Annotated in this window: 12 protein-coding genes and 2 tRNA genes; 7 read left to right on the top strand and 7 right to left on the bottom strand. The window is 51.1% G+C overall.

Annotation, left to right across the window (positions count from 1 at the left end; translation table 11 throughout):
• Positions 1-198: 198 nt before the first annotated feature.
• The 3 genes from FDX03_RS07035 to orn all read right to left on the bottom strand — a co-directional run bounded on the left by FDX03_RS07035 (position 199) and on the right by orn (position 1,174).
• Positions 199-274: transfer RNA gene (locus FDX03_RS07035), tRNA-Gly, on the bottom strand.
• 37 nt (positions 275-311) lie between these two features.
• Positions 312-387 (bottom strand) — tRNA-Gly (locus FDX03_RS07030).
• A gap of 241 nt (positions 388-628) precedes the next feature.
• Complete coding sequence (orn, locus tag FDX03_RS07025) at positions 629-1,174, bottom strand: oligoribonuclease (RefSeq protein WP_003839477.1); 546 nt, start codon at positions 1,172-1,174, stop codon at positions 629-631.
• Between the two features lie 106 nt (positions 1,175-1,280).
• Between orn and rsgA the strand changes: the two genes are divergently transcribed.
• The 3 genes from rsgA (at position 1,281) to mscM (ending at position 6,726) form a co-directional block, all read left to right on the top strand.
• Positions 1,281-2,333: a small ribosomal subunit biogenesis GTPase RsgA gene (gene rsgA / locus FDX03_RS07020; protein WP_170971294.1), complete on the top strand. Its 1,053-nt coding sequence runs from the start codon at positions 1,281-1,283 to the stop codon at positions 2,331-2,333.
• A gap of 92 nt (positions 2,334-2,425) precedes the next feature.
• Entirely contained in the window at positions 2,426-3,394 is a 969-nt protein-coding gene (asd, locus tag FDX03_RS07015; RefSeq protein ID WP_048212901.1) for an archaetidylserine decarboxylase, read from the top strand.
• Positions 3,395-3,411: 17 nt separating this feature from the next.
• A complete protein-coding gene (gene mscM, locus FDX03_RS07010; protein WP_137345707.1) occupies positions 3,412-6,726 on the top strand; it encodes a miniconductance mechanosensitive channel MscM in 3,315 nt (1,104 codons plus the stop codon).
• A gap of 55 nt (positions 6,727-6,781) precedes the next feature.
• Here the strand turns inward: mscM and FDX03_RS07005 are convergent, their stop codons facing one another.
• The 4 genes from FDX03_RS07005 to epmA form a co-directional block, all read right to left on the bottom strand.
• Positions 6,782-7,096, bottom strand: coding sequence for a YjeO family protein (locus FDX03_RS07005; protein WP_042312829.1), 315 nt, complete (start codon positions 7,094-7,096; stop codon positions 6,782-6,784).
• Positions 7,096-7,812, bottom strand: coding sequence for a hypothetical protein (locus tag FDX03_RS07000; RefSeq protein WP_137345706.1), 717 nt, complete (start codon positions 7,810-7,812; stop codon positions 7,096-7,098). The genes FDX03_RS07005 and FDX03_RS07000 overlap by 1 nt, the downstream gene beginning before the upstream one ends.
• A 296-nt stretch (positions 7,813-8,108) precedes the next feature.
• Positions 8,109-9,611: a glutamate/gamma-aminobutyrate family transporter YjeM gene (gene yjeM, locus FDX03_RS06995; protein WP_115644012.1), complete on the bottom strand. Its 1,503-nt coding sequence runs from the start codon at positions 9,609-9,611 to the stop codon at positions 8,109-8,111.
• Between the two features lie 216 nt (positions 9,612-9,827).
• Positions 9,828-10,805 (bottom strand): elongation factor P--(R)-beta-lysine ligase, encoded by a 978-nt coding sequence (gene epmA / locus FDX03_RS06990; RefSeq protein WP_048212905.1) that lies wholly within the window; start codon positions 10,803-10,805, stop codon positions 9,828-9,830.
• A gap of 324 nt (positions 10,806-11,129) precedes the next feature.
• Here epmA and frdA point away from each other — a divergent pair, with 324 nt between their 5' ends.
• The 4 genes from frdA to frdD form a co-directional block, all read left to right on the top strand.
• Positions 11,130-12,920: a fumarate reductase (quinol) flavoprotein subunit gene (gene frdA / locus FDX03_RS06985; protein ID WP_048212906.1), complete on the top strand. Its 1,791-nt coding sequence runs from the start codon at positions 11,130-11,132 to the stop codon at positions 12,918-12,920.
• A complete protein-coding gene (gene frdB, locus FDX03_RS06980) occupies positions 12,913-13,647 on the top strand; it encodes a fumarate reductase iron-sulfur protein (protein ID WP_048212907.1) in 735 nt (244 codons plus the stop codon). Before frdA ends, frdB begins: the two co-directional genes overlap by 8 nt.
• A gap of 10 nt (positions 13,648-13,657) precedes the next feature.
• Positions 13,658-14,053, top strand: coding sequence for a fumarate reductase subunit FrdC (gene frdC, locus FDX03_RS06975; protein ID WP_048212908.1), 396 nt, complete (start codon positions 13,658-13,660; stop codon positions 14,051-14,053).
• Positions 14,054-14,063: 10 nt separating this feature from the next.
• Positions 14,064-14,417, top strand: a 354-nt coding sequence (gene frdD / locus FDX03_RS06970) for a fumarate reductase subunit FrdD (RefSeq protein WP_137345816.1), incomplete at its 3' end; no start/stop codon positions are given.

Raw genomic sequence — 14,417 nt, 5'->3', positions numbered from 1 at the left:
GACCTTGGCAAGGTCGTGCTCTACCAACTGAGCTATTCCCGCATAATCTTCGTCTTTCGAACCGCTACTGCGTTGGCTGCCTTCATTAACCTGAGTCACTTACTTCAGTAAGCTCCTAAGGACTCATTCAGTTGCTGCCTTGTCGCAATTCGAAATCCTGCGATTGGTGGTCTGTGCTTTATAAGCACTTTCAAATTTTGGAGCGGGAAACGAGACTCGAACTCGCGACCCCGACCTTGGCAAGGTCGTGCTCTACCAACTGAGCTATTCCCGCTTGGGTGTGTCTTTGCTTTACAAGCATTTTCAAATTTTGGAGCGGGAAACGAGACTCGAACTCGCGACCCCGACCTTGGCAAGGTCGTGCTCTACCAACTGAGCTATTCCCGCAAATCTGTACTGCTTTTGTTGCTGCCGTAACGCGTAATTCTCTGTCGTTACGGGAGGCGCATTATACGAGAAATCCGTTTAGCTGCAACCCCCCGAAAAGCGATTTTCTCATTTTTCTGTTTAAGTGCTGAATTTATCGGCAAGTCGTCTAATTTAGCGACAATTCTGCCTCAGTGCAAGCTCACAGGAACGATATTCGTAAGCCGGGTAAGGCGTAGCCGCCACCCGGCAATCCACAAAATCAAAGCTTAATGAAATGTTCGCGATAGTAAGCAAGCTCGGCAACCGATTCACGAATATCGTCCATCGCCTGATGCGTTCCCTGCTTGGTGAAGCCAGCCAGGATTTCCGGCTTCCAACGACGCGCCAGTTCTTTGAGCGTGCTGACGTCCAGATAGCGATAATGGAAATACGCCTCCAGCTCCGGCATGTATTTAAACAGGAAACGGCGATCCTGGCCGATGCTGTTGCCACAGATAGGTGATTTCCCTTCCGGAACCCACTCTTTTAAAAAGGCCAGCGTCGCCAGTTCGGCTTCACGATCGCCCATGGTGCTCGCTTTTACGCGTTCCACCAGCCCACTTCCGGTATGCGTACGTACGTTCCAGTCATCCATTAACGCCAGTTGCTCATCAGACTGATGCACCGCAATTGTCGGTCCTTCAGCCAGGATATTCAGGTTGGCATCAGTCACTAGCGTAGCGATCTCAATAATGCGATCGCGCTCGGGATCCAGACCTGTCATCTCCAGATCGATCCAAATCAGGTTGTTTTCATTGGCACTCATGCTATTTTCCACCCTTCAGACGTCACATTCAGTGTGACTATATTCATCTAAAATTGCGTGTATCATAAATGTTTTGCCCATTATGGGCGACCAGGAGCCAGTCCGATTGAGTAAGAATAAACTCTCCAAAGGCCAACAGCGCCGCGTGAACGCCAATCACCAGCGTCGTCTTAAAACGTCCGCGGAGAAGCCCGACTACGACGACAACCTGTTTGGCGAGACCGCTGAAGGCATCGTTATCAGCCGTTTTGGCATGCATGCCGACGTAGAGTCTGCTGACGGGAAAATTCACCGTTGCAACATCCGCCGTACCATTCGTTCGCTGGTTACCGGCGATCGTGTAGTCTGGCGTCCGGGTAAAGCGGCAGCAGAGGGCGTGAATGTTAAAGGGATCGTTGAGGCGGTACATGAGCGTACCTCAGTACTCACTCGCCCGGACTTTTACGACGGGGTGAAACCCATTGCGGCCAACATCGATCAAATCGTAATTGTCTCAGCCATCTTACCTGAGCTGTCACTGAATATTATCGACCGCTATCTGGTGGCTTGCGAAACCTTGCACGTAGAGCCCATCATCGTACTCAACAAAATTGATCTGCTGGACGACGAAGGTATGGCCTTCGTTAACGAGCAGATGGATATTTATCGCCACATTGGTTATCGCGTGTTGATGGTCTCAAGCCGCACTAAAGACGGCCTGAAACCGCTTGAAGAAGCGTTAACCGATCGCATCAGCATTTTCGCCGGTCAGTCGGGCGTAGGTAAATCCAGCCTGCTCAATAATCTTCTCGGCCTGCAGGAAGAGATCCTGACCAATGATGTCTCCGACAACTCTGGTCTTGGGCAGCACACCACAACAGCTTCTCGCCTGTACCACTTCCCTCACGGCGGCGATGTCATCGACTCCCCCGGTGTACGTGAGTTTGGGCTGTGGCATCTTGAACCGGAACAAATCACTGATGGCTTTGTCGAATTTCATGACTATTTAGGTCATTGCAAGTACCGCGACTGTAAACATGATGCAGATCCGGGCTGTGCAATTCGTGAAGCTGTCGAGGAAGGGAAAATTGCTGAGGTTCGGTTTGAAAATTATCACCGCATCCTGGAAAGCATGGCGCAGGTAAAAACGCGTAAAAACTTTTCTGATACAGACGACTGACAACTAAGCTAAGCATCGCTAGAATCGTCCCCCTTTTTTCAGGATCCGGCCCATATGCCGGATCGGGAACAAATTATGGCCTGGAGGCTACCTTGTTAAACTCATTTAAGCTTTCGCTACAATACATTCTGCCGAAACTATGGCTCACTCGCCTGGCGGGTTGGGGTGCGAGCAAACGAGCGGGATGGCTGACTAAACTGGTTATCGATCTGTTCGTGAAATACTACAAGGTCGATATGAAAGAGGCGCAAAAGCCGGACACTGCCAGCTATCGCACCTTTAACGACTTCTTTGTTCGCCCGCTGCGCGACGATGCTCGCCCGATTAATACCGATCCAAACGTACTGGTCATGCCCGCTGACGGCGTGATCAACCAGTTAGGCAACATCGAAGAAGACAAATTGCTGCAGGCTAAAGGGCATAGCTATACCCTTGAAGCGCTGCTGGCTGGCAACTACCAGATGGCTGACAAATTCCGCAACGGTACGTTTGTGACCACTTACTTATCTCCACGCGATTACCACCGTGTACACATGCCGTGTAACGGTATCCTGCGTGAAATGATGTATGTGCCGGGCGATCTCTTCTCTGTGAACATCCTGACCGCGCAGAACGTGCCGAACCTGTTTGCCCGCAACGAACGTGTTATTTGCCTGTTTGATACCGAATTCGGCCCGATGGTGCAGATTCTGGTCGGCGCGACCATCGTCGGCAGCATTGAAACCGTATGGGCTGGCACCATTACCCCACCGCGTGAAGGCGTCATCAAGCGCTGGACCTGGCCGGAAGGCGAAAGCGAAGGGTCGGTAGCGCTGTTGAAAGGTCAGGAAATGGGCCGCTTTAAGCTCGGTTCTACCGTCATCAACCTGTTCGCACCTGGCAAAGTTAACCTGGTTGAGCAGTTGCAGGATCTTTCCGTGACCAAAATCGGCCAGCCAATGGCCATCTCGACCGAGACTTTCGTGACGCCAGAGGCAGAACCGGCCCCGCTGGCGAAAGAAGAGATCGAAGCAGAACACGACGCCAGCCCGCTGGTTGACGACAAAAAAGACGAAAGTTAAACATAGGAATCGCTGCTGTGCGCCTGATTATCACTTTTCTGATGGCCTGGTGCCTCAGCCTGGGGGCGTACGCTGCGACGGCCCCCGATGCCAAACAACTCACCCAGGAACTGGAGCAGGCAAAGGCGGCAAAACCCGCTCAGCCAGAAACCGTCGAGGCGCTCCAGTCCGCGCTGAATGCTCTCGAAGAGCGGAAAGGCTCCCTTGAGCGTGCTGAACAATATCAGCAGGTTATCGATAACTTCCCCAAGCTGTCCGCAACATTACGCGCGCAGCTAAACAACCTGCGCGACGAACCGCGTAGCGTACCGACCAGCCTCACGACGGATGCATTAAACCAGGAAATCCTTCAGGTCAGCAGTCAGTTACTGGATAAAAGCCGCCAGGCTCAACAGGAGCAGGATCGCGCCCGGGAAATCGCCGACTCGTTAAGCCAGCTTCCTCAACAGCAAACCGATGCCCGCCGCCAGCTCAATGAGCTTGAGCGGCGCATTGGTACCGCCAACGGCAATTCCGCGCAGAATCAAGCGATGCAAGCTGAATCCGCCAAACTTAAAGCCCAGGTCGATGAACTGGAGCTGGCGCAGCTTTCCGCAAACAACCGCCAGGAACTGGCGCGAATGCGCTCCGAACTGGCAGAAAAGCAGAGCCAACAACTCGACGCTTATTTGCAAGCATTACGCAACCAACTCAACAGCCAGCGCCAGCGTGAAGCCGAACGTGCGCTGGAGAGCACGGAACTGTTGGCAGAAAACAGCGCGGGACTGCCGGAAGGTATTGTCGATCAGTTCAAGGTTAACCGCGAGTTGTCTCAGGCCTTGAACCAGCAGGCGCAACGTATGGACCTGGTCGCCTCGCAGCAGCGTCAGGCCACCAGCCAAACGTTGCAGGTACGTCAGGCGCTGAATACGCTGCGGGAACAGTCACAATGGCTTGGCGTCTCGAATATGCTGGGAGAAGCACTGCGTGCACAAGTTTCTCGTCTGCCAGAAATGCCCAAACCCCAGCAGTTAGATACCGAAATGGCGCAGTTGCGCGTACACCGTATGCGCTATGAAGACCTCCTCAACAAGCAGCCGCAATTACGTCAAATTCACCAGGCCGACGGGCAACCACTAACCGCTGAGCAGAGCAGCATTCTCAACGCCCAGTTGCGCACTCAGCGTGAACTGCTGAACTCTCTGCTACAGGGTGGCGATACGCTGATCCTCGAGCTCACTAAGCTAAAAGTCTCCAATAGCCAACTGGAAGACGCCCTGAAAGAGGTCAACGAGGCGACGCACCGTTATCTGTTCTGGACATCAGACGTCAGCCCCATCTCGCTCTCCTGGCCCGTCGACATTGTTCAGGACCTGCGCCGTCTGATCTCACTCGATACATTTAATCAGCTTGGCAAAGCCACTATCATGATGCTGACCAGCAAGGAAACGCTGCTACCACTGTTCGGTGCACTGGTGCTGGTTGGGTTTAGCCTTTCTTCACGTAAACACTTTACTCGCTTTCTGGAACGCTCGTCAGCGCGTGTTGGTAAAGTAACCCAGGATCACTTCTGGCTGACGATACGCACGGTATTCTGGTCGATACTCGTCGCCTCACCGCTGCCAGTGCTATGGGCAACGCTCGGTTACGGGTTGCAGGAAGCCTGGCCTTACCCGCTGGCTGTTGCTATCGGCGATGGCGTTACCGCCACGGTGCCTATGCTATGGGCGGTAATGATTTGCGCCACCTTCGCGCGCCCCAACGGGTTGTTCATCGCCCACTTTGGCTGGCCGCGTAACCGTGTCGCGAAGGCCATGCACTATTACCTGATGAGTATCGGGCTGATTGTCCCGCTGATCATGGCGGTGATTATGTTTGATAACCTCAATGACCGGGAATTCTCCGCCTCACTGGGACGTCTGTGCTTTATCCTGATTTGCGGAGCGCTGGCGATCGTAACCCTGAGCCTGAAACGCGCCGGCATACCACTGTATCTCGACAAAGAAGGCAATGGCGACAACATGGTCAACAGCATGCTGTGGAATATGCTGATGGGTGCACCACTGATTGCTATTCTCGCGGCAGCTGTGGGCTACCTGGCAACATCACAAGCCCTGCTGGCGCGCCTGGAGACTTCGGTAGCAATTTGGTTCTTGTTACTGGTGGTCTATCACGTCATCCGCCGTTGGATGCTTATCCAGCGTCGCCGCCTGGCATTCGATCGTGCCAAGCATCGACGCGCCGAAATGCTGGCGCAACGCGCGCGCGGTGAGGAAGAGCCGCCACACTCAACCAGCCTCGAAGGGGCCGTTGATGTTGACGAAAGCGAAGTGGATCTTGATGCAATCAGCGCACAATCATTGCGCCTGGTGCGTTCTATCCTGATGCTTATCGCCCTGCTTTCGGTTATCGTGCTGTGGTCAGAAATTCATTCTGCTTTCGGCTTCCTGGAAAATATCTCACTATGGGATGTCACCTCCACGGTGCAGGGCGTGGAAAGTTTAGAGCCCATTACACTGGGTGCGGTGTTAATTGCGATTCTGGTGTTTATCATCACGACGCAGTTGGTGCGAAACCTGCCCGCATTGCTGGAGCTGGCGTTGCTGCAGCACCTGGATTTAACCCCCGGCACCGGTTATGCCATCACCACCATCACCAAATATCTGCTGATGCTGATTGGCGGTTTGGTTGGCTTCTCGATGATCGGTATTGAGTGGTCCAAACTGCAGTGGCTGGTGGCGGCTCTCGGTGTCGGGCTAGGCTTTGGCTTGCAGGAGATCTTCGCCAACTTTATTTCCGGCCTGATCATCCTGTTTGAAAAACCAATCCGTATTGGCGACACGGTGACCATTCGCGATCTCACCGGTAGCGTGACGAAAATTAATACCCGCGCCACGACCATCAGCGACTGGGACCGCAAAGAGATCATCGTGCCCAACAAAGCGTTCATCACCGAGCAGTTTATCAACTGGTCACTATCTGACTCGGTCACGCGTGTCGTGTTAACTATCCCGGCGCCGTCGGAAGCTAACAGCGAGGAAGTCACACAAATCCTGCTTACCGCCGCCCACCGCTGTTCGCTGGTTATCGATAACCCGGCGCCAGAAGTCTTTCTGGTTGATCTGCAGCAGGGGATTCAAATCTTCGAACTGCGTATCTATGCCGCAGAGATGGGGCACCGTATGCCACTGCGCCACGAGATACACCAGCTGATTCTGGCAGGCTTCCGCGAGCACGGTATCGATATGCCGTTCCCACCATTCCAGATGCGTCTGGAGAGTCTGGGGGGTAAGCAAACGGGGAGAACGTTAAGTTCTGCGGGCAGAGGCAGTCGCCCGGCGGGAAGTTTGTAAATCGTGTCACAATAAGATGAACGTTGGGTGTGTTGAGCACTACCCAACGTCTTATTTACCAACATAATTGGTATCGTATAACAAAGCGCCATAACCAAAAGAACAGGAGAGCCGCTATAACAGAATATTGCCAGATACTACGTTGCCTTCTCCATACAGTTGCATAGATAAAAGGAATAAACAGAGGTAGAGTTAAAGCTATACCCACAGTTCGAATATCATCATTCTCAATATATTTCATGACATCACAGATATCATTGATTCCCCTGCCATCGATAAACCATTCCTTGTCCTGCGTTGAAAATATAATTATCGATATAATACTTACTATACCCCAGATAAAATTCAACGTAAAAGACTTCCAACTCATTAACCGCCTCGCATAATTTTAAGTATTATATCTTTCTTTTCTATAATTCGACGACCATATTCACTATATTCACGCCCCGGAGAACCGGGTAACTCACTAATTGATTGAACAATATCATATTTACTTCTCATTGTTCCACGATTATATCTGGAACCTGCCAATATTATCTGCTCGTCAGTCAAGTACAAAGTATCAGCGTCTGGATTATCATATAAAATAAGATCATGTAAATGGAATGCTACAACCCGAATGTTAAAGCTGTTATCAAGTAAACACTGCGACAGGCGAAATTGCTGAAAATGAGTCAATTTATCAGGGTGGATACCTATAGTTTGGGCTGCAACACCTATCTGGATAGCAATTGAACCGACCGATGTAGCATTAGACGATTCATTACTGTTCTTTCCCAATATTTCTTCAATTATCTGTCTAAATTGCAGAACACCAACACCTTTAAATCTCTCTGGAGTTCCGCCTACTTCAGCAACAGCAACACCTGCAAGGAGTAATTCAGGGATTCTTGCTTCATAAGCGTATTGTTTTATCATTGCCCTATGGTGAATTAACCAAGCTGTTTTATAATACCAGAGATATGCTTTCCCAGTCATAAATCGCCAATTAGTAGGTAAGGCATACCATCGAAAAAAATCTAACCCATTCCAATGAGGAAAACCATATTCATCGATCTCACAAAAAGGTGGAGAGCTAATCATCATGAAAATTCATCACCAAAGTTAATTTAGCATTGACCCGACAATAGCCATGATTCTCAATTAGTAATGAGATAGACATCACATGTATAGAAAAAGCAATCAAAAATTATATTTACAAATAGATTCATAGTAGCAATGATTTTCAACCATAAAAAATCACTTCCCTAGATGGGATATGTAAACAATCATAAAATATATATGCAAATATCATTCTGATAAAAATCTCGAAATTATTTTATATGAAAAAGCCCGGAGGGTGTTCCATTCGGGCTTTGGGAAAATTCAATATGTATCTTTCCTCAGTCTGTCACCCAGCGAAACTGTTTCGCCATACGACGGCTGTAGTTCTGATAGATCGCCATCGCCAGCAGTGAGAAGAAGATCGGGCCACCGGTCATCCACAATGCGCTGTTCCAGTCTCCGGCCTCGATCACTGGCTGAATAATGGTAAATACGTTGGCAAACGTCACCACCAGCACCACCACGCCTGTTGCCAGTAACGTCGCCGCGCGGGTTTTAAAAATAACAAACGGTCTTTCCAACCCCACGCGGGATTTGAAGAATGGGAATGCCAGCGCCAGGAACAAATACGGCAGTGTCATGGATACGTTCGCCATCAGGGTCAATTTGTTATAGAACGCTGAAGCCGTATCGCCGCCGAACGAAACCAGCAGGATAAACAGGCTTACCAGCAGACACTGCAACCACATTGCGGTCGTCGGCATCCCCACCGCATTCAGTTTGGTCATCGGCGCGGGCCACAATGCCTTCGGCGTACCCTGAATAATCGCTTTCAACGGCGAGTAGCTAAGGGTAAAAAAAGCACCGGTATAGGCAAGGAACATCGAAAGCCCGGTGATACGCGCGAACCATACGCCCATCGCCATCGCGGTCTCAGGGGAAAGATGCAGCGCATTACCCAACGTCATCCCGAGGCTCTTCATCAGGATATAAGTAATATTTCCGAGGTTGACCGAGCTATTACTTAATACCTGCTGCCAGTTGGTGCTAACGCCCCATAAAAAGATGGCCAGTGAATAACCAACAGAAATGACAATAGCGGCAAAAACAATGCCTTTAGCAAAGTTCTTTTCTGGTTTTTCTGTTTTATCAACTAATCCACCCACGGCCTCTATTCCGCCGTAAGCAAAAATGGCGAATACCACAAATGACAGCATGGACAGACCGGACTGATATCCCGGATTAGGCGAGGAGATAAAATTAATATCCTGAGCAAAGTGGCCACCAGTTAATAACAAAATAGCGACACTCACTAACAACAGAACTAAATTAAGACACATTACGGCAATTCCGCCTACTGCCGTAATACGCGCAATCTTATTAATACCCCGGGATGCCACACAGGTCACCAGAATCATCCAGCCAACGGCGAGCAGTCCGACGACCTGCGTAGGCTCAAGCCCCGCGATACGCCAGTGCTGGGTCATGTCTGCGCCAAATAAGAAGGTTGAAAAAGGTACCCAGACTTTCGCGGCAGTACTGACCATCCAGATAACATAGGAGGAGAACCACATAAAGGTGCCGATAAAGGCATAGCGAGGTCCAACGCTATTATTCATCCACGAATAGATTCCACCCTCTTCTTTCCGATAGGCAGAACCCATTTCCGCCATCATTAAAGCAAATGGAATAAAGAATAATAATGCAGAAAATACATACCATGGAATAGCACTGTATCCCATTAAATAGAAAGCCGAAGGGCTATTGGCAAATCCAAAAACTGACGTAAATATCATAAGGATGAGACCTGGCAGGCTCATCTTCTTTATTGTTTGGGTCATTCAACTATCCCTTACTCTGGCAAGCGTTTCGCAAACGCCGCTCACCGATTGGCACCGCTCTCTTTGCAGAGTTCAGCAATTAAAAATCAACACAGAATTGATACCTAAACGATATCAGATATCCAGATGTAAATTGTGGCCATTAGAGGGAAAGTGAAAAAATGTGCTACAAAGTGGCGGTTTTATCGCCACTTTGTATTGTAGAGGGATAACCCATTATGCACGATCGACGGTAAAGGCGATAACGTCAGCCAGACTCTCAGCGCCCAGCGCCAGCATCACCAGACGGTCAACACCCAGCGCCACGCCAGAGCAATCCGGCATCCCAACCTTCAACGCTTCAAGCAGGTTGGTGTCAATGGGCTGCTGCGGCAGGCCGCGCGCGGCACGTTTACGATTATCCTGCTCGAATCGTTGCTGCTGTTCACGTGCATCAGTCAACTCATGGAAACCATTCGCTAGCTCAATACCTTTGTAATAAACCTCGAAACGCTCAGCCACGCGATGATCTTCGGTACTGATTTGTGCCAGTGACGCCTGACTGGCCGGGAAATGGTACACAAACGTTGGTTTGTCTTTGCCAATATGTGGCTCAACGCCCATTGTAAACAGCAGTTGCAGCAAGGTATCCCGGTCCTCTTCAGTATCCGCGATATTGCTGAGATCCAGCTTCGCCGCCACTTCCCGCAGTTGGGTTTTATCCGCAGACAGCGGGTCAATCTCCAGATGACGCTGGAAAGCTTGCTGGTAAGAAAGGCTTTCGGCAGGTGAACAGTCCAGCACTTGCTGCAGCAAATCATCCACTTCGTTCATCAGGCGATACATGTCGTAGTGTGGGCGATACCACTCAAGCATGGTGAACTCAGGATTATGATGACGTCCCATCTCTTCATTACGGAAGCTGCGACATAGCTGATACACCGGGCCACATCCCGCGACCAGCAGGCGCTTCATATGGTATTCCGGGCTGGTCATTAAATAGAGGTTCATCCCCTGGGAATGACCAGGGCCAACGAAACGCGTTTCGAACGGGAACAGGTGGATGTCCGTTACCGTCGCCTGACTCATGCAAGGTGTCTCAACCTCAAGCACTCCACGATCGGCAAAAAAGCGACGAATCTCCGCTATAATTGCTGCACGTTTTAACAGATTGGGGATGGACGCGCTCGGCTGCCAGGTTGCCGTTTCGCTCATGGTTGTTTCTCCGATTTCAGACAAGGGCACGAAGTCTACTCGTATCGCGCTAGCGAGACAAATTTCACGCGGGAATAATAAACACTGGCTGGCGGGTAAAAAAAGCAACATTGGGTGGTTTAGTAATTAAATTAATCAAATTCAATGATAATTCAGCCCTCTGATACGCTAAAAAAATCGAACACGTCAAATTTCCCTCACATCCCTAAGACTATACTATTGTACCTATAAAGGAGCAGTGGAAACGCGTTCATAACCTGTTTGAATCCGATTAAGCATCTGAATTCGGGCGGGGATGAAATAACAACAATCTGGAGGAATGTCGTGCAAACCTTTCAAGCCGATCTTGCCATTATAGGCGCCGGTGGCGCGGGATTGCGTGCAGCAATTGCTGCCGCACAAGCAAATCCCAACGCTAAAATCGCACTGATCTCAAAAGTGTACCCAATGCGCAGCCATACCGTTGCTGCCGAAGGCGGCTCTGCTGCTGTCGCGCAGGATCATGACAGCTTTGACTACCATTTTCACGATACGGTAGCAGGCGGAGACTGGCTGTGTGAGCAGGATGTCGTGGATTACTTTGTCCACCACTGCCCAACTGAAATGACGCAACTGGAACAATGGGGCTGCCCATGGAGCCGCCGTGAAGACGGTAGCGTCAACGTACGTCGCTTCGGCGGCATGAAAATCGAGCGTACCTGGTTTGCCGCGGATAAAACCGGCTTCCACATGCTGCATACGCTGTTCCAAACTTCTTTGCAGTTCCCGCAAATTCAGCGCTTTGATGAACACTTCGTTCTGGATATCCTGGTGGACGACGGTCATGCTCGCGGCCTGGTCGCCATGAACATGATGGAAGGCACCCTGGTACAAATCCGTGCTAACGCAGTCGTGATGGCAACGGGCGGCGCGGGTCGTGTTTACCGTTACAACACCAACGGCGGCATCGTAACTGGCGACGGTATGGGCATGGCGCTGAGCCACGGCGTTCCGCTGCGTGATATGGAATTCGTTCAGTATCACCCAACAGGTCTGCCTGGTTCCGGTATCCTGATGACTGAAGGCTGCCGTGGTGAAGGTGGTATTCTGGTCAACAAAAATGGCTACCGTTATCTGCAAGACTACGGCATGGGTCCAGAAACTCCGCTGGGCGAGCCGAAAAACAAATACATGGAACTCGGTCCGCGTGACAAAGTTTCTCAGGCTTTCTGGCACGAATGGCGTAAAGGCAACACCATCTCCACCCCACGTGGCGATGTTGTTCACCTTGACCTGCGCCATCTCGGCGAGAAAAAACTGCTCGAACGTTTACCGTTCATCTGCGAACTGGCGAAAGCCTACGTGGGTGTCGATCCGGTTAAAGAACCGATCCCGGTACGCCCGACCGCACACTACACCATGGGCGGTATCGAAACCGATCAGCACTGCGAAACCCGTATTAAAGGTCTGTTCGCGGTGGGTGAATGTTCCTCTGTTGGTCTGCACGGCGCTAACCGTCTGGGCTCTAACTCCCTGGCGGAACTGGTGGTCTTCGGTCGTATGGCCGGTGAACAAGCTGCGGAACGCGCTGCAACAGCTGGCGCTGCAAACAGTGCCGCTCTTGATGCACAGGTTGCTGGCGTTGAAAAACGTCTGAAAGATCTGGTTAACCAGGAAGGTAACGAAAACTGGTCTAAGATCCGTGACGAAATGGGTATCTCCATGGAAGAAGGTTGCGGCATCTACCGTACACCGGAACTCATGCAGAAAACCGTTGATAAGCTGGCGGAACTGCAGGAGCGCTTCAAGCGCGTACGTATCACTGATACTTCCAGCGTATTCAACACCGACCTGCTGTACACCATTGAACTGGGTCACGGTCTGAACGTTGCTGAATGTATGGCGCACTCCGCGCTGGCACGTAAAGAATCCCGCGGCGCGCACCAGCGTCTGGATGAAGGCTGCACCGAGCGTGACGACGTGAACTTCCTCAAACATACCCTCGCCTTCCGCGATGCTGACGGCACGACTCGTCTGGAATACAGCGACGTGAAAATCACCACTCTGCCACCGGCTAAACGTGTTTACGGTGGCGAAGCGGAAGCAGCCGATAAGAAGGAGAAGGCGAATGGCTGAGTTGAAAAACCTGAAAGTTGAGGTGGTGCGCTATAACCCGGAAACCGATACCGCGCCGCACAGTGCTTTCTATGAAGTTCCTTATGATGAAACCACGTCTCTGCTGGATGCGTTGGGCTACATCAAAGATAACCTGGCACCAGACCTGAGCTATCGCTGGTCCTGCCGTATGGCAATTTGCGGCTCTTGCGGCATGATGGTCAACAACGTGCCGAAACTGGCGTGCAAAACCTTCCTGCGTGATTACACCAACGGTATGAAGGTTGAAGCGCTGGGCAACTTCCCGATTGAACGCGATCTGGTCGTCGATATGACGCACTTCATCGAAAGTCTGGAAGCGATCAAGCCGTATATCATTGGTAACCCGCGTACTCCGGATCAGGGTCCAAACACCCAGACTCCGGCGCAGATGGCGAAATATCATCAGTTCTCCGGTTGCATCAACTGCGGTCTGTGTTACGCCGCGTGTCCGCAGTTCGGCCTGAACCCTGAGTTCATTGGACCGGCTGCAATTACGCTGGCGCATCGCTATAACGAAGATAGCCGCGACCACGGCAAGAAGGAGCGTATGGCTCAGTTGAACAGCCCGAACGGCGTCTGGACCTGTACTTTCGTGGGCTACTGCTCCGAAGTCTGCCCGAAACACGTCGATCCGGCTGCGGCCATTCAGCAGGGTAAAGTTGAAAGTTCAAAAGACTTTCTTATCGCTACCCTGAAACCACGCTAAGGAGTGCATGATGACGACTAAACGCAAACCCTATGTGCGGCCGATGACGTCCACCTGGTGGAAAAAGCTGCCATTTTATCGCTTTTACATGCTGCGCGAAGGCACGGCAGTTCCGGCAGTCTGGTTCAGTATTGAACTGATTTTCGGCCTGTTTGCTCTGAAGCATGGTGCTGAGTCCTGGATGGGCTTTGTCGGCTTTTTGCAAAACCCGGTGGTGGTCATCCTCAACCTGGTTGTCCTGGCTGCAGCACTGCTGCATACCAAAACCTGGTTTGAGCTGGCGCCGAAAGCCGCCAACATCATCGTAAAAGACGAAAAAATGGGGCCAGAGCCGATCATCAAAGGTCTCTGGGTAGTTACTGCGGTAGTGACCGTAGTCATACTGTATGTAGCCCTATACTGGTAAGGAGTCCGGGATGATTAATCCAAATCCAAAACGCTCTGACGAACCTGTATTCTGGGGTCTGTTTGGTGCAGGTGGTATGTGGGGCGCAATCATTGCGCCGGTAGTGGTTCTGCTGGTTGGTATTATGCTGCCGCTGGGTCTGTTCCCGGGCGATGCGCTGAGCTATGAGCGCATTATGGCATTTGCCCAGAGCTTCATCGGACGCGCATTTCTGTTCCTGATGATCGTTCTGCCGCTGTGGTGTGGTTTACACCGTATGCACCACGCTATGCATGACCTGAAAATCCACGTGCCTGCTGGCAAATGGGTATTCTACGGCCTGGCTGCTATCCTGACCGTTGTAACAGCGATTGGCATTCTGACT

The sequence above is a fragment of the Citrobacter sp. wls827 genome, from assembly GCF_005280875.1.
Classification (GTDB): Bacteria; Pseudomonadota; Gammaproteobacteria; order Enterobacterales; family Enterobacteriaceae; genus Citrobacter; species Citrobacter youngae.
The sequence above is the reverse complement of the archived record's forward strand: the minus strand, read 5'-3'. Positions and strand labels throughout refer to the sequence as shown.